Annotated in this window: 17 protein-coding genes and 1 pseudogene; 13 read left to right on the top strand and 5 right to left on the bottom strand. The window is 32.1% G+C overall.

Annotated features, from left to right (window positions below):
- Positions 1-73 precede the first annotated feature (73 nt).
- From ACHRVX_RS00095 to ccrA, 8 genes are all read left to right on the top strand, one after another.
- Positions 74-2407, top strand: coding sequence for an outer membrane beta-barrel family protein (locus ACHRVX_RS00095; RefSeq protein ID WP_395327529.1), 2334 nt, complete (start codon positions 74-76; stop codon positions 2405-2407).
- 36 nt (positions 2408-2443) lie between these two features.
- On the top strand, positions 2444-3166 hold the full coding sequence (locus ACHRVX_RS00100) for a thioesterase II family protein (protein ID WP_395327532.1): 723 nt from the start codon (positions 2444-2446) through the stop codon (positions 3164-3166).
- 172 nt (positions 3167-3338) lie between these two features.
- Positions 3339-4991 (top strand): cyclic peptide export ABC transporter, encoded by a 1653-nt coding sequence (locus ACHRVX_RS00105; protein ID WP_395327535.1) that lies wholly within the window; start codon positions 3339-3341, stop codon positions 4989-4991.
- A 165-nt stretch (positions 4992-5156) separates the two neighbouring features.
- Positions 5157-7529, top strand: coding sequence for a penicillin acylase family protein (locus ACHRVX_RS00110; protein WP_395327538.1), 2373 nt, complete (start codon positions 5157-5159; stop codon positions 7527-7529).
- Positions 7529-7921 carry a hypothetical protein gene (locus ACHRVX_RS00115; protein ID WP_395327540.1) on the top strand — a complete coding sequence of 131 codons (393 nt, stop codon included), beginning with the start codon at positions 7529-7531 and terminating at the stop codon, positions 7919-7921. The genes ACHRVX_RS00110 and ACHRVX_RS00115 overlap by 1 nt, the downstream gene beginning before the upstream one ends.
- Before the next feature lie 106 nt (positions 7922-8027).
- The gene (locus ACHRVX_RS00120; RefSeq protein WP_395327542.1) at positions 8028-8186 is read left to right on the top strand and encodes a hypothetical protein; all 159 of its coding nucleotides are present in this window, start codon (positions 8028-8030) and stop codon (positions 8184-8186) included.
- A 243-nt stretch (positions 8187-8429) separates the two neighbouring features.
- Positions 8430-9107 (top strand): 4'-phosphopantetheinyl transferase family protein, encoded by a 678-nt coding sequence (locus ACHRVX_RS00125; RefSeq protein ID WP_395327544.1) that lies wholly within the window; start codon positions 8430-8432, stop codon positions 9105-9107.
- Between the two features lie 76 nt (positions 9108-9183).
- Positions 9184-10431, top strand: a complete 1248-nt coding sequence (gene ccrA / locus ACHRVX_RS00130; protein WP_395327547.1) for a crotonyl-CoA carboxylase/reductase — start codon at positions 9184-9186, stop codon at positions 10429-10431.
- Between the two features lie 403 nt (positions 10432-10834).
- On the opposite strand, the gene ACHRVX_RS00135 is transcribed toward ccrA, so the two are convergent.
- The gene (locus tag ACHRVX_RS00135) at positions 10835-12076 is read right to left on the bottom strand and encodes a hypothetical protein (protein WP_395327550.1); all 1242 of its coding nucleotides are present in this window, start codon (positions 12074-12076) and stop codon (positions 10835-10837) included.
- A gap of 63 nt (positions 12077-12139) precedes the next feature.
- The gene (locus ACHRVX_RS00140) at positions 12140-12916 is read right to left on the bottom strand and encodes a hypothetical protein (protein ID WP_395327552.1); all 777 of its coding nucleotides are present in this window, start codon (positions 12914-12916) and stop codon (positions 12140-12142) included.
- A gap of 472 nt (positions 12917-13388) precedes the next feature.
- On the opposite strand from ACHRVX_RS00140, the gene ACHRVX_RS00145 reads away from it, so the two are divergent.
- Positions 13389-15269 carry an SIR2 family protein gene (locus ACHRVX_RS00145; protein WP_395327555.1) on the top strand — a complete coding sequence of 627 codons (1881 nt, stop codon included), beginning with the start codon at positions 13389-13391 and terminating at the stop codon, positions 15267-15269.
- Positions 15270-15576: 307 nt separating this feature from the next.
- Here the strand turns inward: ACHRVX_RS00145 and ACHRVX_RS00150 are convergent, their stop codons facing one another.
- Together ACHRVX_RS00150 and ACHRVX_RS00155 are read right to left on the bottom strand one after the other, a co-directional pair.
- Positions 15577-16881, bottom strand: a complete 1305-nt coding sequence (locus tag ACHRVX_RS00150; protein ID WP_395327558.1) for a hypothetical protein — start codon at positions 16879-16881, stop codon at positions 15577-15579.
- A gap of 41 nt (positions 16882-16922) precedes the next feature.
- Positions 16923-18437: a Fic family protein gene (locus tag ACHRVX_RS00155; protein WP_395327561.1), complete on the bottom strand. Its 1515-nt coding sequence runs from the start codon at positions 18435-18437 to the stop codon at positions 16923-16925.
- Positions 18438-18917: 480 nt separating this feature from the next.
- Between ACHRVX_RS00155 and ACHRVX_RS00160 the strand changes: the two are divergent.
- The 4 genes and pseudogenes from ACHRVX_RS00160 to ACHRVX_RS00175 form a co-directional block, all read left to right on the top strand.
- Positions 18918-19064 (top strand): annotated as a pseudogene (locus tag ACHRVX_RS00160) (IS1 family transposase); the annotation flags it as partial.
- 336 nt (positions 19065-19400) lie between these two features.
- Positions 19401-20288, top strand: coding sequence for a hypothetical protein (locus tag ACHRVX_RS00165; RefSeq protein WP_395327564.1), 888 nt, complete (start codon positions 19401-19403; stop codon positions 20286-20288).
- A gap of 56 nt (positions 20289-20344) precedes the next feature.
- Positions 20345-21208, top strand: a complete 864-nt coding sequence (locus ACHRVX_RS00170; protein ID WP_395327566.1) for a DUF4238 domain-containing protein — start codon at positions 20345-20347, stop codon at positions 21206-21208.
- A gap of 406 nt (positions 21209-21614) precedes the next feature.
- A complete protein-coding gene (locus tag ACHRVX_RS00175) occupies positions 21615-22502 on the top strand; it encodes a TIR domain-containing protein (protein ID WP_395327569.1) in 888 nt (295 codons plus the stop codon).
- A 228-nt stretch (positions 22503-22730) separates the two neighbouring features.
- On the opposite strand, the gene ACHRVX_RS00180 is transcribed toward ACHRVX_RS00175, so the two are convergent.
- On the bottom strand, positions 22731-23639 hold the full coding sequence (locus ACHRVX_RS00180) for an IS3 family transposase (protein ID WP_395327572.1): 909 nt from the start codon (positions 23637-23639) through the stop codon (positions 22731-22733).
- Between the last annotated feature and the right edge of the window lie 6 nt (positions 23640-23645).

The following is a 23645-nucleotide window of genomic DNA, read 5'->3' on the forward strand; positions in this document are numbered from 1 at the left end:
ATAATCATTGTAAATAATTAATTAAGATATCATGTTAAAATACATATCCTTATATGCATTAGTATTACTATGTATGTCATCCCTATCCGCCCAGACCTTGACTCAAATATCCGGAACACTTTCTGCCGAGGATCCAAACGAAAAGTTAGGATATGCTTCTGTAGTACTAAAGCAGGAGCCATTGGTTATAGAAACTGTCATCACCAACGATAAGGGAGAATTTAACATTGAGGGGATCAAAGCAGGCAAGTATACAGTTGAATTTCAATTTATAGGTTTTCAATCCTATATTATGCCATTAGCAGTAGATGGAGCCAAAACTAAAATTAATCTTGGAATTGTTCACTTAAAATCTGATGTAACCTCTCTTAACGAAGTTGTTGTAACCTCAGAGACATCCCAAGTATCCTTAAAACTGGATAAAAAAGTTTTTGATGTAGGAAAGGATTTAATTTCAAAGGGAGGATCTGCGACACAAGTGCTGGATAATGTTCCTGCCGTTAGGGTCGACCCTACCGGCGCTGTAAGTCTTAGAGGTAATGATAATGTCCTTATTCTTATTAACGGAAGAAAATCCGGACTAACATCTATTCAGGGATTACAACAGATTCCCGCAGAATCGATAAAATCGGTAGAAGTAATTACAAATCCTTCCTCACGTTATGACGCATCGGGATCTGCCGGAATTATAAATATTATTCTTAAAAAGAATATAAAACAAGATTTAAGCGGCAGTATGACATTAATAGGAGGAGTTCCTTTTGACAGTAGAGTACTAGGAAGTCTTAATTATAAAAAAGGAAAATTTAATTTGTTTTCCAATTTTGGGGTTCGTTATACAGATTATGTAGGGCTTAATACAAGAGATCAGGTAACTACAGCAAATGGAAGTGATCTTTTTTTAAATCAAAGAGAAGATCAAAAGAGACATGATGACGGACGATTGATTTATTTGGGATTGGATTATTTTATAAATGATTACAACAGCATTACCACAGCATTTTATAGAAATAGTACAAAAGATCTGGACAAGAATACCTTGAATTATAATTTCTCAGGAGAAGGTACTCCAGATACTTATATCCAAACCATAGGAGATTCAGAAGAGCACAGAAGTTACAATCAATTAGAATTTAATTATACAAAAACATTTAAAAAACCGGAAAGAAAATTTACGGTAGACTTTCAATATGATTTTTGGGATAGTGCAAAAGATTTTAATATTCAAAGAAAAACAATTCTTCCGGATCTTGCAGATCAATCTGTTATCAATACAAAATCAAATAGATCAAGTGATGATATTGTGATACAATCTGATTATGTAACCCCCTTAAGTGAGAACGCAAATTTTGAAGCAGGGGTAAAGGTTGAAAATAGAATAGTCTCTACAGGCTTTAGCGCAAATGAAGAAATTGAGGGAGTAGTAAAACCAATAGAGGGCTTTAATAATGGGCTAGATTACAAAGAACAAATTCTGGGAGCTTATATTCAATATGGAAACAAAATTAAGAAGTTCAGTTATTTGTTAGGATTAAGAACAGAGTATACAAAAGTAGAGATTACAGATCAAAATACCAAAGGCGTTTTAAGAGACAGTAGCTATACAAGATTGTTTCCATCTGTAAATTTAAGTTATCCCTTGACAGAGAAAACCACTGTTCAGTTAAACTACAGTCAGCGTATCAATAGACCTAATTTAGACCAGCTAAATCCTTTTCCTGAGCTTCAGGATTTTAACTCCCGTATTTTTGGAAACATTAATTTGTTGCCTTCTTTGACTGATGGTGCAGAACTTGGTGTTTTAAGTAAAATAAAAGGATTAACAATTAACCCATCGTTATACTATTCAAAAACCACTAATAATTTTCAATATTTTACGGTACAAAATGCTGCCGGTGTTTTTGAAACATTCTTAGTCAATCTGGATAATGAAAAACGCTTTGGACTTGAAGTTTCGGCTCAGTATGCCTTGGCAAAATGGTTGTCTCTTAGCGCAGAGTTCAATGCTTATAGCTTTAGTCAGGAAGGAAGTGTAGCAACAACGAATCTGGATTATTCTAATGAGACCTGGACAGCAACATTAATGAGTCAGATTAAGTTTCCTCAAAATTTCACCTTCCAAAGTAAATTTGAATATCAGGCACCAGTAAGTGATGCACAAACAAAAACTAAATCATATTATTATTTGAGTACGGCTTTAGGGAAATCATTACTTAATAACAATGGGATGTTAACACTAAGTGTCAGTAATATTTTCAATACGAGAAAAATAAGAGAGACAACTGTTGGTAGTGATTTTGTAGTAAATCAGATGACCAACTTTAATGCAGCGAGATGGAACCTTAATTTTAACTATAAATTTAATAAAGGAAAAAACAGAAAGGAACATCAAAGTAATAGAAAATAACACATTTATATAAGCTATATCAAAAAATAACATGCTATGTATTCAAATCAAAAAACACAGATATTTTTTTTGCATTTTGCAGGAGGAAGTTGTTACTCTTTTGATTTTCTAAAAAATCACATTAACAATAATTTCGAATGTCATGCCTTAGAACTTCCCGGAAGAGGTAAAAGAAATCAGGAGTCACACCTTTTTGAAAAGACAGATGCGGTTCTGGATTATGTTTCTCAGATAAAAAAATTGAGAAATACCAACCAACCCTTTATCATTTACGGACATAGTATGGGGGCAACCTTAGGACTCTCAGTCGTAAAAAAAATGGAAGAACATTTAGATCCGCCAAACCTACTAATTGTTTCAGGAAATCCAGGCCCGGGCGCTTCGTATAATGATAAAGAAAGACACACTTTAAGCGATGTTGAGTTTAAAAAAGAGTTAAGATCTTTGGGAGGTGTTCCAAATGAAATCCTCGAAGATGAAGAACTGTATAATTATTTTAGTCCTATCTTGAGAGCTGATTTTGAAATTTTAGAAAAGCATAAACTCTCAGAAGTAGGTCTTGTAATCAATACTTCAATTTTTGCCATAATGGGAGATCAGGAAGAAACTGTTATAGATATTGAGAACTGGAAATTTTACACCAGCGGAAAATTTGATTATCAGGTACTACCGGGAAATCATTTCTTTATTTATGGTCAGGTAAAAATATTAGCAAAAATTATCAACGAATACGGTATGTATTCATTAGTCAATATATAGCGTAAGATAAAGTAATAAAACAGATTTATACTTCGGACTCATCCTGTTAGAAAATCTATGCGTCCTGTAATGCTTTTGTGAAAGCGATTATCCCACTGTAAACTAAATTAAGTAAATAGATACCCTGTGTTGTGGGGCTGGGAACTATTTATAATTTTATTAAACAATAGACATGGAAAATAATATATCAGAAATTAGCAACTCTAAACTTATACCATTAAGACCCTTAATAATATATTCTGTCTTGGCTATAATTTCAGGATTGGCAGGGTTTGCCTTTATAGCAATTATTAATAAAATTATAAGCAATTCTATTGCTTCCAGCGAAACCATATCGATGCAAAACTATCTGTATCTATTTATAGGAACTATTGCTGTCTTTTTTATTTCACGCAGATGGCTTGCAGCGGGTATTATTAAGTTATCACAAAAAATATACTGGGATATTAGAAAAGATGTAATAAAACTTATTCTTAAGGCACCTTATAGAAAACTCCAGGAATATAAAGAAGAAATATATGCCACATTAACGACAGATGTAAACAATATTTCTAATGCATCAGTAATGATAATCACCTTTTTTTCTTCGATTATTCTTATCATCGCGTGTTTGGTGTATATGGCTTTTTTATCTTTAAAATTATTTGGGGTTAGTATTGTTGTTATAGCTGTGGGAGTAGTAATATATGCTGTGAGATCGAAGACTAGTAATAAACAAATAAAAGAAGTAAGAGAATTAGAAAAAAAATTTATTGCCGTTTTTAATAGTATTTTAAACGGAGCAAAAGAAATTAATATCAATGCTGATAAAGGAACTCAGATTTATGATCAGAAACTAATGAAAGTTGCTACAACAGGAGAAGTAAAATATGTAACAGCACTTTTAAAATATCTCAATAGTGAGATCATAAGTCAGTTATTATTTTATAGCCTGGTTACTTTTATCCTGGTGTTCTCAGGATCAGTATTTCAGACTCCCATAGCTGTTAAAGTCAGTTTTATATTTGTTCTGTTATATCTAATGGGCCCCATTGTAAGTGTAATGACGATCATACCGGTTATGAGCAAAGCATTAGTATCACTTAAAAAAATGAATAAACTTAAAAAAGAACTGACAAAACTTGAAAAACTGCCACAGGTTAATGATAAAGGGCAATACAAGAATTTTTCAGATTTAAAAATACGCAACTATGCATTTTCTTTTGGCGAAAACCAATTTTCAGTTGGCCCAATTAATTTAGATATTAAGAGAAATGAGATTGTCTTCATATATGGAGGTAACGGAGAAGGAAAAACTACATTTATTAATACCGTTTTAAACCTCTACAATCTTGATAACGGAGAGGCTTATATAGATGGAGAATTAGTTCCGCTTAAAGAACTGGAGAAAATAAAAAACCTTTTTGCTCCTGTTTTTAGTGACTTTTATTTGTTTGATGAGTTCTACGGTATAACAAATATTGATTATGATAAAATAAATAAATACTTAAAATTGTTTGAGTTAGATGGTAAAGTGCATATAAAAGACGGGTATTTTTCAACAACCCATTTGTCTACAGGTCAGCGTAAACGAATCGCTTTAATCAATACGCTATTAGAAGACAGACCCATAATTGTGCTTGATGAGTGGGCTGCAGATCAGGATCCGCATTTTAGACATAAATTCTACACAGAAATTCTTCCCTTACTGGTTCAGGATGAGGATAAAACAATAATAGCAATCACCCACGATGATAGGTATTATAGTGCGGGAGATACTTTACTCAAAATGGAGTATGGCAAATTAGAAAAAACAAATATTTCAGAGCTTTCCGCAATTTTTTAGTCGCGCTCACAACACAATAATACTTTCTTTTATTTACACTAAAAGTCTCTTTATGCCAAAATATAAAGGGAAAGGGACTTTATGTGCTTTTTAAAGCAGGTTAATTATTGATTTAAAGTATTTATAAACACAAGTTTTATTATTTAAAGATATAATCTCAAGAAAATGAAAAAAAATAAAATAATTAGAATAGCACTTGTAGTAATATTATCTCTAGCCTGGATATTTGTTACTACTTTTAAATTAGGGCCATTTGGTTCAATAGGAGCATTAACAACCTATAAAACAGGTCTTTTATCTGTTCCATTACAAAGTGATGGTACACAGGAGGTTCATAGTAACCAAAAATTAAATATATATGTAGATAATATAGGAATTCCTCATATCTATGGATCTTCAAAAAATGCAGCTGCATATGGTTTAGGATATATGCACGCAAAAGACAGGTATTTTCAAATGGAGATGGTATCAAGAATTGTACAAGGAAACTTATCAGAGTTCTTGTGGGCAGGAACTCTAAAGTCTGACAAATTTTGGAAACCGTATGAGTTTGAGAAAAAATCAGTAGAACTTCTGGAAACATATAAAAAGGAGAATCCGGACTTTTATGCTTATCTACAAGCTTATTCGGACGGAGTAAATGCCTATTTAGAAAAGAATGAAAACGCAGATCCTTTATATAAAGCTTTAGGGACTAAACCCAGAAAATGGAAAACAGAATATTCTTTTCTGTTTACCTGGTATATGAGTTATACATTGACATATTTTGACCATCATATTGAGCAACAGGAAATTTTTGAAAAATTGACAGAACAAACCAGAGATTATTTTTATCCATTACATCCTGCAGGAATAAATACAATTTTGCCTTTTAATCTGGTACCATCAAGTTTAAATGTCTCAAATTTAAAAGTACACAATACAGCGATAACCTCTGTAGAAACTCCTGAAAAAGAAACATCATTATTTGATTTAGGAGATAAATTAATGAAAAAAAATAAATTTTATCAAGGTATTGGAAGTAATAACTGGGTTGTAAATAATACAAAAACACAGAGTAAAAAGAATATTTTAGCTAATGATCCTCATTTGTATTTGACCCTTCCTGAAGCTTTTTATGAAGCTCATATTGTAACAGATGAATTTAAAGTATATGGTTTTACAATACCTGGTGTGCCTGTAATTGTAAGTGGACATAATGATAAAATTTCCTGGGGAATTACTAATGGAGAATGGGATCTTGTCGATAGATATAAACTTCAGGTCAAAAATGATAGTTTGTACTTATATGATGGGAAATGGATTCCTTTTCAGGTTAAAAATTACACTATCAAAGTAAAAGGAAAATCTGATCATATAGAAAAATATAAAAGTACCATACAAGGTAAAGTTATAAAAGAAGAAAATGGACAATATTATGCACAACACTGGTATGCAGAAGCTAAAAGTAACTCAGTAAAAGCAATGTACGAAGTAATGAAAAGCCAAAACTGGGATGGGTTTTCAACAGCCTTAAAAGAGTATAGTTATCCTCCACAAAACTTTGCATACAGTGATGTTAATAATAATATTGGAATTGTATGTGCCGGCGAATTGCCTAAAAGAAGTGCTGACTATGTAGGTCAGGTTCTTGATGGTACAAAAAAATATGTTCCTACAAAACCCTTAGCTGCTTTTTGGTCTGCTTATAATCCGGATAAAGGATTCTTGTTTTCGGCAAACCAACAGCCAATTCAAAATAACGTTTACTTCGGTGCGCACGGCTTAAAAGATGATTACAGAGCAAGACGTATTTATTCTTTATTAGAAGAAAAGAAAAACTGGACGGTTCCGGAAATTCAAAAAATGCAAAGCGATGTTGTTGATATTTCTCTGGAGGATTTTAAAAAATTAATGAATAATTATACCATTAAGGAGAAGTATAATGGCATCGTAAAAGAATTAAAAAATTGGGATGGAAATATGAGTGGGCAGGGAAATCAAGGATTGGTTTATGAAGCATTAAGAAATGTTTCAATAAAAGAAGCTAAGCAATTTGCAGAAAACAAATTGCAGGTAAAAAAAGAACCTTCTCTACAGTACTTTGTAAAATATTTAAATGATAAAAAATATATCATTCCTGGTATTGATAAACAAAAAATAGTAGATGCCATTTTTGAAAAAACACTGGATACCTTAACAAAAAGTTATGGCAATCAATGGAAAAAAGAGAAATATAAAACCATGTCTAAATTTAATATAAATAACATCTTATTTATACCCGGATTGGAAGTGAAAATTGATGATGTTGGCGGAAACATCAATACAATTAATATCAATACCAACACTTTTCATCCGGTATTTCGTGCTGTCTATGAAGTGAAAGATGGAAATATTCAGGGACATACAATTCTGGCCGGAGGGCAAAGCGGAATGATAAATTCAGCACATTATAAAGATCAGATTGAATCCTGGAGAAAAGGCGAATATAAAGAAGCACAGTTTGATACAGACCCTAAAAAACTACAAAAAATTAAAAACATCATAAAATTTAACTAATGAAAAATATATTTAATTACGCACCATACGTATTTGTATTAATTATACAATTTTTAATAAATAACTACACCATTATATTGATCTCTACAATTTTAATAGGTTTTGTAGCTGCTTTTAAGATTGAACGTAAAAAGGTTTTTTTAAAGTCCTTTATAATTGGAATTGTAGTATTTACTACTGTCTTTTTCATATATGAATCACGTATAGAATATGTAAAAACTTTGATTGTTAATCTAGGATTACCAAATGTTTTGATCTACGTATTTTTTCCATTATTTAATGCTTTAAATACATCAATACTTTTCTTTTTTGGTTATAAAATCGGAGTTTTTATTCGAGATGAAAAACTTGAAAAGACTAAATCTAATAGTGAATTTTTAAAGGAATTGTAATTGTCAAGAAAGTACTTAAACTGCATGGCGATATTATCATCCTGTTGGACATAATCACAACGCCATGCAGTTTTTTTAATCTATTCATAACTTAAAAACTAAAACCATGAAAGATCGTAAACCAAAATGTAATTGTGCTAAAAATGGAATGATGTGCGCCCTTAAATTAAGTTTAATAAAAAAAGGAGAATCTGCAACATCTGATAATGCTGTAAAAAAACAATCAGTTTGTCCCTCAAAGTCTTTAGCATTTAACAATGCTTAAATAAATCAGTCTCGAACTGTTTTTCTACAGATTCATTATAGTATAAATACAGCCAAAGATTATTGTGATCAGTGATTAATCATAACGTCATAAATAATACTGCGCACTATTCAACTGTACTTAAAATATTGTTGAAATTAAAAAATCAAAATATCCGTAAAGTCTAATGCAAAATATAGAGTGAAAAAATTCACCATATATTTTTTACACGTTAATATGATCATGCAAAATTCGATACATTACTTGGCTTTTAATGATTTTAAATCAATTCCTAGAAGAGATTTAAAAGAAAATGAATATTATTTATTTCAATATTCTAGTGATTGCAATCCAGATCGAGATATTTTAGAATATTACCTGAAATTTTTACCTCAGAAATTTAAACAGGAAGTACTTAAATATAGACGGTTAGATGACAGATACAATTGTTTGTTTGGAAAACTAATGGTATACATAGGATCCTACATATTAGGGAACAATTCATTTCAATTTGAAAAAATCATTAAGGATAGTTATGGAAAGCCATTTATGTTAGGAAGCGACTATAATTTTAATATTTCCCATAGTGGTAATACAGTTGTATGTGTTTTTAGCAAACAAGAAATAGGTATTGATATCGAAGAGATTAACGAGATAGATTATTCTTTGTTTGAAAATGTTTTTTCACCAGTGGAACTTATAGAAATTAAGAACGAAGGGCTTGATAAGTTTTATGAATTCTGGACCAAAAAAGAATCTGTCATTAAAGCAATTGGAAAAGGAATGTCAATACCACTTACAGAAATTGAAGTAGATAAAGGTTATACAAGCTATGGTAACAACACTTGGTATACTAAAAGTTTTAAAATTAATAATAAATATTGTTCAATTACGACAAAGTATGATTTAGTTAAAGCCCAGGAAATACACATTCTGTTTTAACAATTGCAAAAAGAATAATAGACTATCTAAAGATAAAAAAAGAAGAAATAAACACCAAAACCAAAAAAATTAAACTATGGAAAAATTAACATTGGAAGTTGAAAATGAAATTGTTTTAAAAGATTTATATGAAATGGACGAATGTCCGCCATTGGGTCATACACCTGCATTAATGCGTGCATATGTTATTCGTCCGGAAAATCACGGTGCCCCTGATCAGGCATTTCAGCAGGAAATTATTGCAACTCCCAAGCTTGGATTTAATGAAGTATTAGTTAAAGTAATGGCTGCCGGAGTTAATTACAACGGTCTTTGGGCCGGACTGGGAGAACCTGCATCTCCTACAGCATTTCACGGTAAAGATTTTCACATTGCAGGAAGCGATGCATCCGGTATAATTTGGGAAATAGGAGCAGGATTAAAAAATAATCCTGAATTTAAATTTAAAATTGGCGATGAAGTGATTGTTCATTGTGGCCAAACTTGCGGAATATGCCAGGAATGCAATGGCGGTAACCCTATGCTTTGTGAATCGCAAAAAATATGGGGATATGAAACTCCCTACGGCTCCTTTGCACAATATACAAAAGTTCGTGCACAACAATTACTCCAAAAACCCAAACACTTGACTTGGGCTGAAGCTGGTGGATATATGCTGACCTATGCAACGGTTTGGAGAATGCTTTACGGATTTGCTCCAAATGACCTTAAACCCGGAACAAATGTGTTGGTATGGGGAGGAAGTGGGGGGCTGGGAGCGACCGCTATTCAATTAATTAAATTGGCAGGCGGGAACGCTGTTGCAGTTACTTCCAGTGATGAAAGGGGAGAAAAATGTCTCGAACTTGGGGCAGTTGGATACATTAACAGGCAAAAATTTAATTGTTGGGGCACCTTGCCTGATATTAATAAAAAAGAAGAATATAAGGAATATCTAAAAGAGGTTAGGAAATTTGGAAGTGCAATTTGGGATATATTAGGTAAAAAAGTTAATCCTGACATTGTTCTTGATCATATAGGATCTCAAACCTTTCCTGTAAGTACCTACGTTGTAAAGTCAGGTGGTATGGTTGTTTTTTGTGGCGCCACATCAGGATTTAATATGTCATTCGATGCCTCCTTTGTTTGGATGAGACAAAAAAGAATTCAGGGATCTCATTTTTCATCTCTGTCTGAATTGCATCAGGCAAATCAACTTATTTTACAAAAAAAGTTTCACCCCGTTATATCCCGTGAATTTAGCTGGGATGAATTGCCGCTCGCACATCAAAAAATGCTGGACAACAGTATTGAATATGGAAATGTGGTAATCAATTTAGCCTAAATAATAAATGTGCCTAGTACAATCGATTGAGATAATTACTAATTATCAGATATTCAGCAGAATTTAATTTAATAAACGAATTACATGAAATTTAAAACGCTATAGTTTTTTAGGTAAATTGCTATTTCCCAAAAAAATACTTTTATAAAAAACAAAACCCTCAATTCTATTGAGGGTTTTTTGTTTGGTAGAGAAAGAGGCTCCGCCACCTGTATCGAAAGCACCAGTAAACACTGGATGTTATGTCATTTCAAAAAAGAGGGGTCACTAATAAGGCACTCTTAAAATTATTGGGTTTACTAACCTCTGTAAATGTAGGAAAAAAAAATCGAGAAATGGCCGGAAAATTTCTGCTTTTAATCGTTTTTTTGAAAAAAAATGGTATGGTGAATTCCATTTTATTTTAAGATCTGTTTATTGTGAATCGATACATATTTACAACTTTTGCAAGCTGTCCAATTTTTAGAACTGAATTAAATAGATCTAAAGACTTATTTAAAAAACTGATATAGCTGATCTGGTGTTCTTCTTCTGGTCTTTTAGTAACAGGATAATAATAAATTATCTGAGAATCAGGATCCAATTTTGCTTTGAAGTGATTAATGCCATTTCTTAATCTGCTGTCAAAACAATCTCTTAAGAGTAACTGCAGAGGATTGTCTGAGGAGAGATTAAGAACATTTAACTTCTCGCCATGATTTAGTTCAGAGAATGATTTGCCATCTATTACATTCCTTGGACATCCTGGAGGTATTCTGTTTAAAGCTCCTCTTTCATGAAAATTCTGGATATTGAAGATATACTGGCTGATTCTTCCGATGAATTCAAAACAGTCAGTATAAAAGCTCTTCAGTTCGTTAAAATTATTTAAAGCTGCATAATTGTCATCAGCATTTTCACTACCTACTGCGTAAAAGAAATACTCTCTAAGCTCAATAAACCTTAAAGTTAGTTCTGCAATATCAAGTTTAATTTTGTCAGTAACATTCGGGTCAAATATTTCATTTATGAATGCTGTAATCTCCGGATTAGTATGATTCTGCGGCGTGAAAATTACAGAGCAAAGCCATTCGACATATTCTGCATGGTTGTTGAAGTTGATCCAGGAAGACATTAGTCGGTTTAAAGATAAGAAGTAATTTCGATGGTAGTCCAAATCCGACTTATATTCGAAAAAATTTGTGCCATAAAAGTTTTTAAGAATTTTATAAGCTAGTTTTTCAATCAAAGGTTTATCAAACCTATTATATGCCCTTGTTAAGTCTTTGAGATTTCCCCAATCTTCGTTAGGATGCAGCTTTCTTAGGTCTTTTTTAGTTTTTAATATTTCAAACATCTTGCCAGGCAGCCTCATCGTTGGCATAAGTTTTGCATGAGTCTCTCGCGAAGGTTTCTTCGTAGGCAGTACATCGCTGAATTCGTAAAAAAAATCACCATCTTTATAATCTCCAGGGGCTAACTCTCCACGGGTAAGATCGAAACTCCATGCAGATTTTTTAAAATCCACTTTTAGCACTCCTTTTATTTCAGATGAGCAGTTAAGACATTGGAAGTTAATAGGAAGAATTTCTCTCTCTGGAATCTGAACCCTTAAATTTGTAATTTTTTCGCATGCACTGCATTGTATAAGGTATCTGGTCCACATATGTAGTTCTGTTTTAGGTTTGTTAAAATTGATTATTTGCTTTTTAGGATTTTGAAGAAAGAGTTAATTTGGTTTATCTCGATAATCAAGTAAATCAATATGAGGAAGACTCCCTAATTTATAATGACTACTTTTCAATTGCGACACAACCTGATCACGAGGAATTCCAAATTTATCAGAGATATAGTGGTAATGAGGTTGGCCATCTTTCCATGATTCCTTCCATTTTATGCTGTCATAAGTAAGGAAGAAACAATGCCATTGGCTTCCTTTATCCAAAAATTTTGAAACGATTACTTTTCTTTGATCAATAGCTTGTCTTAGCTGGCCATCGCTTAGTGTTGTTGGCCCGATTTTATGAACTTTATCACCTTTGATTTCAACTGTGGTCGGTAATTTAGATTCGTCAAGTCCTTTAGGATAGTGCTCGCACTTATACTGGCTGAATGTATATCCAAAATCAATTTTTGCCCTTAATAGCAATGCAAGCGTCTGTTCTGGGGTAAGTGTTTGGTTTTTAAGTAATTTTATTTGCTCTTTTTTTGTTGTAGAAGTTAAAAGAGAAAGAAAGTTTTCTGGTATTTTTAATTGTAACGATTCTTTAAAATTCTCTTCCCATTTTCTAACTGCTTCTTTCATTAAAGTTTTTTCAATCTGTTCCAGCGGAAAAGGGAAGGGCGGCTTTTTGGCTAGAACAATATCCTTCATCATTGAGAAACTGCTTCCTATAAATGAAGTAGCAAAAAAATCAATTGGATCTGCAAATTCAACATCAGCCGATTCAAAAATCGAATACTCACCATTCCCATCATCTTCTTGTATTTTTCTAATTCTTAGCATAATCTTTTGTTTTACAAATTTTATAAGTCAAAGATATCTAGTTTGTGCGCAATTATTTTGCGCAGTTATGATTAGCAGGATAATTCAAGTGCGAAGTAAGCTAGTCTGCTTCTTTTGTATTAGCAAACTGTTCCATACTGCTTTTTTTTTAAGAATAAAACTATGCATAACTTGCTGGATGCCTACCTTAATCTTAAAATTTTGAAACAATTACTTTTCTTTAATCAATAGCCTGCCTGAGTAGGCCACTGCTTTTTGCTGACTTGATTTTATGTACTTTTTCGCTTGTAATTTCAAAAGAGTTAAAAAAAATCATAAATATATTTTGAACTTGGATTTGTGTTATCATTAAGCAAAAAATTTTAATAAAATCGAAAGTAATCTATGCTTAGTTTATCTTGTTTGGTTATTTTTGATAATTAAAGTAAAAAGAAGCAAATACGTAATTCAAACCTAACTAATTTTTATAACCATGGCAAGCAAAAGAATCTTTGAATTAATAAGAAGGGAAGAAGTAGTATTATTTGCTGGAGCGGGAATGTCAAGATATGCAGGATATCCTTCTGGAGGGGAGCTGGCCGATATTCTTCACAAAAATCTTTCAGATGACATAAAATGTGATGTCGAGCATACCTGGAATCTGCCAAAACTATGCGAAGATATTTTTCTATTGAAAGGAAATAAAAGTTATCTTATTGAAACTATAAAACAGGAGTTTAAAAAGAAACCTAAAACAACTGAGACTCATAAACTGCTTGCAGGAATACCACATTTCCGCACTATTATTACAACAAATTATGATAACTTAATTGAGCTTGAAAATGATCGAATTGAAATTATAAGAACAAGTGTTGATTATGCCAGTGCAAAAAAAGATGAGCAGATGCTCTTTAAGATTCACTCGGACTTCAGTGACATAGAAAACATTATATTGACTAGTTCTGATTATCTAAATTATTTTACGCAGCAAAGTGAAAGCACCGTATTTTGGAATGCTGTTAAGGACCGGCTTGCATCAAATCATATATTATTTATTGGTTATTCTCTCGACGATTTGAATGTTCAGGATATGTTAAAGAAAATAATTTTGCAGCTGGGTGATTATAAAAAAGAAATGTATTTCGTTGCTCCATCTCTTGATCGTGTTAAGCAAGCCTTTTTGCAGAAGCATAATATTAAACATATTCAATTAACGGGAGAGGAGTTAATAAAAGAAATTGACGAAGATATAAGGCAAAATTTTTTACCAGACCTTGCTAAAGGTATAGGAAAAGCAGATACTGCTTTGAATTTTGCCAATGCTAGAAATCTTGGCATTGAGCTAAAAAAGGGGGAATCTGGCATTGATATAGGAAATGTTAAATCACTTGACGAAAATAATGCATACCACATAGATCTAAAACTAAAGCTTGAAGGAGAAAAAAAAGATCATTTTTTTAATTTTATCAATAATAAAACTTTCGAGGAGATTAATTTAGAAGGTGAAGTACTTCAAGAATTAAATTTTATGATGAAAGATGTTCGGATTAGAAATGAAGAAAGCATTTCGCGTATGACGCTCCAAAAGAGACCGGCGTTTAATTGTAATATAAACATTGTTTTTGAAGACGATTTTGAAGTAGACGATTATCCATTTACCTTATCGGTGATCAGACCAGAAGAAAACGAAAGCCACTTAAAAATTGTAGCTAATGGATTTACTCTAATTATTAAGCTGAATTTTGATCCAATAAATGACCAGAATCGTTTTAATATGGAGGTAATTCCTTCAAATGAAATTAAAACAGCAAACATAGGACTTGAGTTCTACAAGATTTTGTCTAGGATTACCTCTAATTTAAAATTTAAAATTTTCAGAGAAGGAAAACTATTTTTTGCTTCGGAACAATTTCCTCTGCCTTTTACAAAGGACGCATTTGAAGCAGATACTTTTTTAAAGTATTTCACTAATCTTAAAAAGATTGAAAAATATTTTAATACAAAGTTTTTAGATATAAATCTTCAAAATGCAAATAAGGAAGGTGTAAATCTGTTGCTGGCAAAAGCTGAGAATAAAGCTTTAGAATATGAATTTAAAGGTGTGCTTGTTAGTGCTTTAGATGCAAAAGAGCTGGAAGTTTTAAAGAGTATTGGGGACAATGAACAGGCATTGGTTATTGGCGACAAGGTAGAAACTGCCGTTAAACTGCATGGTGAAGAATTTGATCTCGGATACATACAGGATCTCATTGAGGCTCCTGTGATTTTAAATCCTGAGGTTTTTGAAAATTACAATAATGAAGATATTTTAGTTGGAAGTAAGACAAACAAAATTATAAGAATGTTTTCAAAAGACAGACTGAAACAATTTTAAATGAAAATAGTGAAGATTTTTTATAACATTGAAATAAAATGATTTCGGAAAAAGTGTGGTAAGGTAACTGTTTTTAAATTAAAAGAATGGTTTATGAAATACGAGAAGAAATAAACAAAAAGCCTTTAAATAATAGTATTTAAGGGCTTTTTGAATTCTTTTGAGTCAGGCTATAGGATTCTAAGGCGAATGAATAGGTAATTAACTCAAAAGGAATGTGAGTATTTAAAAGCTTTTTTAGAAATAGTTCTCAACATGATTTAAAATTGCAAATCTAATTTAATGGTTTTTAAATAATGATGGAGGATTATCTAGTGTAATTTTTTTCATGTATGCCCCATGATTTACATAGCTGGGTAAATGAACATGCTTCGGGTTCAGCTAACTTGAGAAAAGGATTGGTTTTACAATGGTCATTGGTAGGATTTTTATCTTTGTAATTTGTTGAGCAAAAATCATAGAGAGCGCAAGCTTTATTGGAAAATGCATTAAAGATGACTTCTGAAGCAGCCAACATTATCTGTACCTGTTCCGGGTTTTTTTCTAAATTTCTAGGCGGAACATAGCCTCCCTCGGCTTTGTTGTTGATATAAAATGGGGTCCCAAGTTTTTGTACTATCTCTAAAAAATTTGGATGAAATTTTCCGTCATCATCTACTAATTGCAAAATAAATGTTGGATTCTGGATTCTTAATTCTCTTCCTTCATTTATAACGTGCAAGAGCCAATTAGCCTCATTTTCGTGATAATCTGACCCGTAGATATTTTTAGAATCGTCTAAAATTTGTTGAGCAGTAAAATTAAACAATTCATTCTCATTTTTAAATTCGCCAAGCTCTCCCTTAAATTTTATTCTTTCAAACAGAAATTTATAAAACCTTTCAGGATTTTTAGGGAATATTCGGTTTTTTTTTATTTTTTCAATTGCGTCGAAAAAAAATTGTGCAGGATGCAAATGCATTAGAGAGGCATCACACAATAATATTTTTAGATCATCATAATTCTTTAATTGAGGTAATTCCTTGTCAAGGATAAGTTCCGGAAGAAGATAAGGTATATCTGGATGTGCTGTTTTATGAAATTTATTTTGAATTTTATGCGCTACATATTCTTTTAGAGCAATACTTCCAAAAACATAAGTATCATGTTCCCTAGATGCGACATTCAGATAGTCAATATAATATTTTGACACTTCAAGTTGGCTTCCTTGAGGATATTCAATTTCTTCCTTTGTTGCTTTATATGATTTATATATAACTTGATCACATACAACACCTGAGCTGCCGATGTAAATCGAATTCAGTTTCATTTTTGATTTCTGGTTAAAATTGTTATCCAAAGAAACTGGAAGCTGAATGTTCGGATTAGTGTCGTTTTTTATTTTGTCAACAAGATACTTTATTAGCTGTGTGTAAAAAGTTGAAGAATAGAAACCATTAGTAGAGGTGAAGTTTTGAAGAAAATGGATGTATTCATGGAAAAAAGTGGAGAATACTTTATTTTCATTTTGTATTAATAAATTCAAATCGCTGACATCAGCATCAGTATTAATTTTTATATGGAGAAATCCCAAGGTGTAATATCCTAATGTTTCATTTTCAATGGTAATCATTTATTGTTTTTGTTTCTAAGGTTATATAGTATGTTTTTTTTCTAAAGTAAGGATGCGATAAAATTTGCAAACGGTGCAATATCACCTCCGGCACTTGCGCTTTCAAGGGAGGCCATATACTCAGCTCTTCTTTCCAATGGAACCACGGTCCATGGATAACCGCCTGACGCCATCATTGAGTTCATGAGGAATCTTCCGATTCTTCCGTTTCCATCGCTGTATGGATGAATAAAAACGAAAAAGAAATGTCCTAACACAATACGTACACCTGCATTATCTTCATCAGAAAGAAGTTCAAAAAACGCCGGCATGAGATCTCTCACGGCTTCCATACTGGGAGGTACATGTTTTGAACGACGGATGTAAATAGGTTGGTTGCGATATCCGGCAAGATCTGAGGGTTTTAAAATACCAGCAGTCACGCTGGGAGCAAACATTTCTCGATACCATACTGGATGATCATTATCGGTTACAGTCCCGGGATTGTTTGATTCTAATATTGATTCAATACTTTTTTTCACCATCTGGAATGCCTGCCAATATCCGCGTGCTGCCATGGCGTCCCTCTGTTGTCTGTCTCTGTCATTGATGTCAGGTTGCCATGTACCACTTCTCACCCTTTCTATCAGTTCGGCGCTTACTCGGTAACCTTCAATAGATAATGAGTTGTATGCGTCATTTACATAATTGTCTTCGACCTGTTTCAGATATGCATCTTTATCATTTGAAAGACCCGGCGCTACAGGGAAGATTTTTATGATTTCACTGCGCATTTCATCCCACATTAAACGAAGTCGGTTAACATATGGAGATATTTCGCGCTGCGCAAATACAATTGGGCTTTTATAGGTAAAAGGATCCAGTTCCCGAACATTGTAATCTGCTGCCCGCATTCCCTGCAGGATGTCGTCTGCAATTTTTGGACGATCAATATTACGAAATGCCCCAGCTATTCGTCCGGCGACAACACTTTTTCCCCCATCAAGCAGGAGAGCGAGTATCTCTGATCCATCTCTGAACGTTGAAAGGAGAGTACGGGCGTCGGTCGGATACTGCTGGTAAAAGCTTTCAGATAGGTTTACAACTGCTGCGGCTTTATTATATAACCGCAGCCCATTAACGTCAGTAACGATCAGCTCCTTATCGGGAAGAATTGATCTTACTTCTAGGATAGTTGTATTATGTAAAAGGTTCGTAATCTGATTACGTCCCTGAGGAGCCCTGACAAGAAGCTGAGCTGGAACCGTCAGGTTTGCGGCATGTATTTTGGCAGATTCTTCTGGCGAAAGACACCATTCTTCTCCAAAGCGTTCTGTTAAATATGATCCAGTAAAATTCCAGTAAGAGGCATACCATGATGTACTTTCACCGGCAATTTCATCAGGACGGGACGGAATGTACCATCCCCTCATTACTTCCCGGAGAAATCCTTTTTTTACTAATCTTTCTCTATGGGTGCGGGTCATTAGTCTGGAGGGAATGGCTATGAGTCCATTCTGCTGTAATTCATGCAGTACTAATAGTGAAGCAGCTAGATTTTCAGATGGTGTTGCCATTGTTTTTTATACAAAGATAAACATTAGCTTTTAATGTTGTGTGTTATTTAGCTTTTAATGTTGTTCCTGTATTAGCTTTTAATGTTGTACCTGTATTAGCTTTTGAAGGTATTTGTGAATTAAGTTTTTAAATACCTTTAGCACTTGCTTTTAATGGGTAGTGTTTCAGATTAGGTGTTTTTACAAATAGAATTATAACTAACTGAAAGAGAGATGAATTTGTAATTTTCGAATAGTAAGAGAGACGATCTGCTGGTCGTCTCTTCTATTTTTAATATTTTAAAAAGCCTTAAAATGCTTTTGCTGTACCTTAGTGTATCAAATTAGGTCATAAAAATAAAATGTAATTTTTGTAATGGTAAATGCATAAAGAATGGATTTCAATCTAACGGAAATCAAAGATATAAATGCCGTGTCTAACGAACCAATAAAACACTAAGCCGTGTTTTAGAAACTTTAAAATTATCAGAAGCAAAAAAGAAATTTATTGACAGATTGAAAAACTACAGATATCTGATTGATGAAAAAATACATTCCCTAAAACGTTTTGGCACTAATCATATTGAAAGTAAAAATTTGACTTTGAGAACACATCTCAAAAGATTAAACAGAAGAACGATGTTTTAGTCGAAGTTTGATAATCTTAATTTCTATTTTGAAGATTTATTTTTGGCTTTGAACAAAAAAGCTCCAGATTTCTGTGAAGCCTTTGTTTTAGTAGCGGGAAGCATTCAATTATCTAACCAGTTTATTGAAGATTATAATATGATTTTTGCATTAGCATCTTAAATTAATATTACAAAAAACTAATATAAATCACTTGGTTCAAATCCCGTCAAGATCACAAATAAAAATTTAAAACTCTTAATAGAAGTTTAACAAATATTAATTATTGCATTAAGAATGGTAATTACCTATTGACTTGCTTATTTTTACTATGTTTGTTTTAACTAAACTAAATCAATGACATTAGCAGACTTAATAAAGGATTTTATAGATACCACTAAAGAAAGATTAAAGACACCAATATCTGGAGCTTTTTTATGGTCTTTTATAATATTTAATTGGCGACCTATTGTTTTATTGCTATTCTCAAATACATCAATAGAAAATAAAATTATTGTTATCAATCATGAATATTGCAATTTTTGGGCGCTATTTTTTCCTTTTTTTATTGCGCTTTTCTATACAATCTTAGTTCCAAAATTAATGTTACAAATTGATAAAAGTCTTATTGAAACTAAAGAAGAGAGAATAAATAATATCTATCTGGAAAAAGAGCATTTAGTTGACAAAAAAACAACTTTAGCAAGCAAAGAGTTTTTACTTAAAAGTGCAGAATCAGGAAACAAAGAAATTCAGGAATTACTCGATCAGATAGAATCATTAAAGCAGCATAACTTTAGTCTGCAGGAAAGTATTAAACAAATAAATGATTCGAACAAAAATACGATTGAAGAGCTGAATAAACGTCTGAAAATTTCAAATGATTCCTTAATTGAATTGCAAAGAAATTACAGCAATACAACAAAACTAATTGAGAAAGATCGTAAAAAATATGATGATTTGCATAATACAATTGTCGGTGATACCCTTCATTTACAAAAATCACTAGCAACAAGTATTTTGAAGGCTGGTGATTCCTTAACTTTCGACGAGTATTTATTACTAAAAACAATAGAAGCAAAGGAAGAAGAATCTGTGTTTTTTGGCAATTCAGCAATTGGTTTTAGACTTTTACATGACATGTCAGTAAAGGGTATCTTACACTACACTATTTCTGAAGAAGGCCGAGAAGTTGTTTTTACACAAACCGGATTTATACTTGCAGATATTATAAAATCATCCTAAATTTTCCCCGCTGATTACCAGAGCATTATGTGATATTTTTAATAAACACCTGAACAATGAACCAAATCTCCTGGAGACATCATTACTTACCCGTTTTTTATTTAAAAGGTTTTACCAAAGAATCAGGAAATTTGAAAATTTATAATGTCGTTACGAAGAAATTTGTTCAAAAGGGCAAAGAGTTTTCTCCTGAATCATATTTTTTCGAAAAGGATGCAAATTCAATTTTTAAAAATAACACTAAAAGTGATTTTGTAGAAAATGGTTATGCGGATCTTGAAAACAAAATTGCAAAACTTATTACCAAAATTAATTCATCAGATGATCTAACTAGGTATGATGTCAATGAAGACGATATGCCAATGCTAAATCTTTTTGTGAGTTTAATGTATTGGCGGTTGCCGCATCGAAAAGAAGAATTGGACATAATTCTAAAAAATAATGATTTAATAAATTTAGGTCTCGCGATAAAGAATTCTGATGGAACAGCAAATACTGACTTTGAACAAGAGATAAAAAATGATCCTGAATTTCTGAAAGCTTATAAATTTTTTCATTCGTTGATTGACAGCGTTCGGGGACTAAATTGTCGAACTCCATATACAATAATCCCAAAACAAGCAAATCTTCCATTTTTATGTTCAGACAATCCAGTAATTTTTGAGAATCTTTCTCCAAACACTTTCGAGGATGATTATATTTTTCCATTATCTGGTACCAGATTTTTTATAAAGTCAAATAAAAGAGAAAATTTTCATCACTTCTTATGGCTTTTAATTGACATTGTTATTTATAAACAAGCTGTGAAATATGTTAGTTGCACTCATCAAGAATATATCGAAATGTTAGACAACAGTTTTGAAAAATATAATATGACTTTGGATGAATTAAAAGCGGAAATTTTTAAACGATTGCAATAAAATATTACATAACCGTCGCTAGCCGTGATTGTTGGTTTTTCAATTTTAGAGCTTGTAAGTTCACGAAGAAAGTTTAACTTCGGCAGAGAGAACTCAGCCCGCTTTGCCGCAACCAAGGCTAGCGACATAACGTCAGGCAGTGAAAAACCTCTTCAAATTTGGAAAGTATGTGGAGGGCTACCAAAGAAAAATCTCAAATACGAGATATTAAAGAGGTTGATTTTTGTTTTTTCACAGACTGACGTTAACAACAAGCATAAAACAGATACAATTGACAAATGAGAGAATGTCTTAATGGGAAGTTGGTTTTGTGTTTTCGGATGATTGGGCAATCCGAATAATGGCTTAATTTAGACTTATACCCGCTGTAGACAATATTTCTGATGATAAGTATGACAAATTAGATATGATAAAAAAAATAGAACGATTTAAAGTAACTTCAAGCAAGCTCATCATTAATAAAGATGAATTTGAAAAGCTAATTAATGATAGAATTTCAAAAGGAAAAATTCTGTTAAATTATACAGTAACAAAATTATCTGAAATAAACGGTAGTTTTGGAAAAAGTACTATATATAATGAGACAGAACAAAGTGATTTTCTAGCTGAGTATAGTAAATGGAGAAAATATAATGTTGAATTATTAAAAAAATCTTTTGATATTTTTGAAAATGAATACTTAAAAGAATATGAGGATGCTGAACGAAAATCAATTTGGTCTGATTATGTTAAAGAGCGTAAAGATGATATTCAAAATCAAATTACTGTTTTTGAAAGCATAATTGAAAGATTGCCATTAATTTCAGCAAATGTGGAAACGGGCAAAAATGATAGTAAAATTGAAAAAAAATCTACTAATAAAATTTTCATTGTTCATGGACATAATAATGAAGTAAAACAAATTGTTGCAAGGACATTATCGCAATTAAAACTAGAACCAATTATTTTGCATGAGCAAGCAGATCAAAGCAGAACTATTATTGAGAAATTTGAACAAAACAGTTCCGAAGTAAATTTTGCAATCATACTTTTAACAGCTGATGATGAAGGAAAATCTAAGAAAGAAATTGATTATAAAATTAGAGCAAGACAAAATGTTGTTTTTGAAATGGGTTATTTCATTGGGAAATTAGGTCGAAAAAAAGTTTTTTTATTATTAGAGGATGGTGTTGACAAACCTGGTGATTTAGATGGAATTGTTTATGTTCCGATTGATAACGCAGATGGTTGGAAATTAAAACTTGTAAAAGAATTAAAAGTTGCAGGATATAATGTTACTGCCGATGATTTGTAAAAAGCTTGTACACAGTTACTACAGCGGATTTGTGAAATTGGCCTAGTGAGAAATTGGTTTCGTATTCGTAATTATCTGGAAAATCTCGAAAAATGATTTTAATTTAATCCCAAACCCGCCCCCTGCTGGCGCGAGCGCCCCGCTCGTGAACGGAACAGTGTCTCGTCCTGAAAAAAGTTTACATATTTAGACTTAATCCTAAAATAGATTTACATTTTAAATTTAGTCCTAAAATAGGTTTACAATAATAGGATTTTTTACATAATAATTTTTCCATAGTTTTTCTGTTTTTAAATTACTCTGATGTACTTGATTAGGTGTAAGATTCCCTATGCTCATATGTGGTCTTTCATTATTATATAATTTAATTACTGCTTCTAATAATTCGGTGGCTTCTTGAGTATTTTCTACATTATAATCATTTAAGTATTCTTCTTTAAGAATACCATTAACTCTTTCTGCTATTGCATTTTCTAAGGGATCTCCCTTTTCAGTCATACTAATTGATATATTATTAGCTTCTAGTAATTTTACATATTCATTACTACAATATTGGCTCCCGCGATCTGAATGATGTATCAAGGATAATCCTTCAGAAGTGACAAGATTAGATAAAGCCATTTCTAAAGCTTGGATTGTTTCACAAGTTTGCAAATTATCTGCTAAATGATATCCAACTATCTTTCTGGAATAGGCATCTGTAATTAAGCTTATATATACAAAACTGTCTTTTATCTTCCAATACGTAATATCGCTTACCCATAATTCATCAGGGAATTTCACGATCATATCTCTAATCAGATTTGGGTATTTTTTAAATCTATGAAAAGAATTAGTTGTTATTGTTTGTTTCTTCCTGCGCTTGACCAATAAATAATTAGCCCCTAAAACATCAAAGAATTTGTCTCTTCCTATTTTGATCTGATGTGCTAATAAGAAAGGCTGTAAAAGCTCATATATCTTTCTTCCTCCCATATGGCGGTGATCTCTCCTTATTTTTAATACTTCACAAATAATTAATTCCTCTTCGAAAGAAATTTGTTCGTAATACCAAAAATGCTGATAATATGCCTGACGGGTAACACCAAGTAATCGACAAATTTTGCCTAAACTAACACCCGGATAATTGTGTTTCATCTCCTG

Origin of the sequence: Flavobacterium sp. FlaQc-47 (genome assembly GCF_044006475.1) — a bacterium.
Taxonomy (GTDB): domain Bacteria; phylum Bacteroidota; class Bacteroidia; order Flavobacteriales; family Flavobacteriaceae; genus Flavobacterium.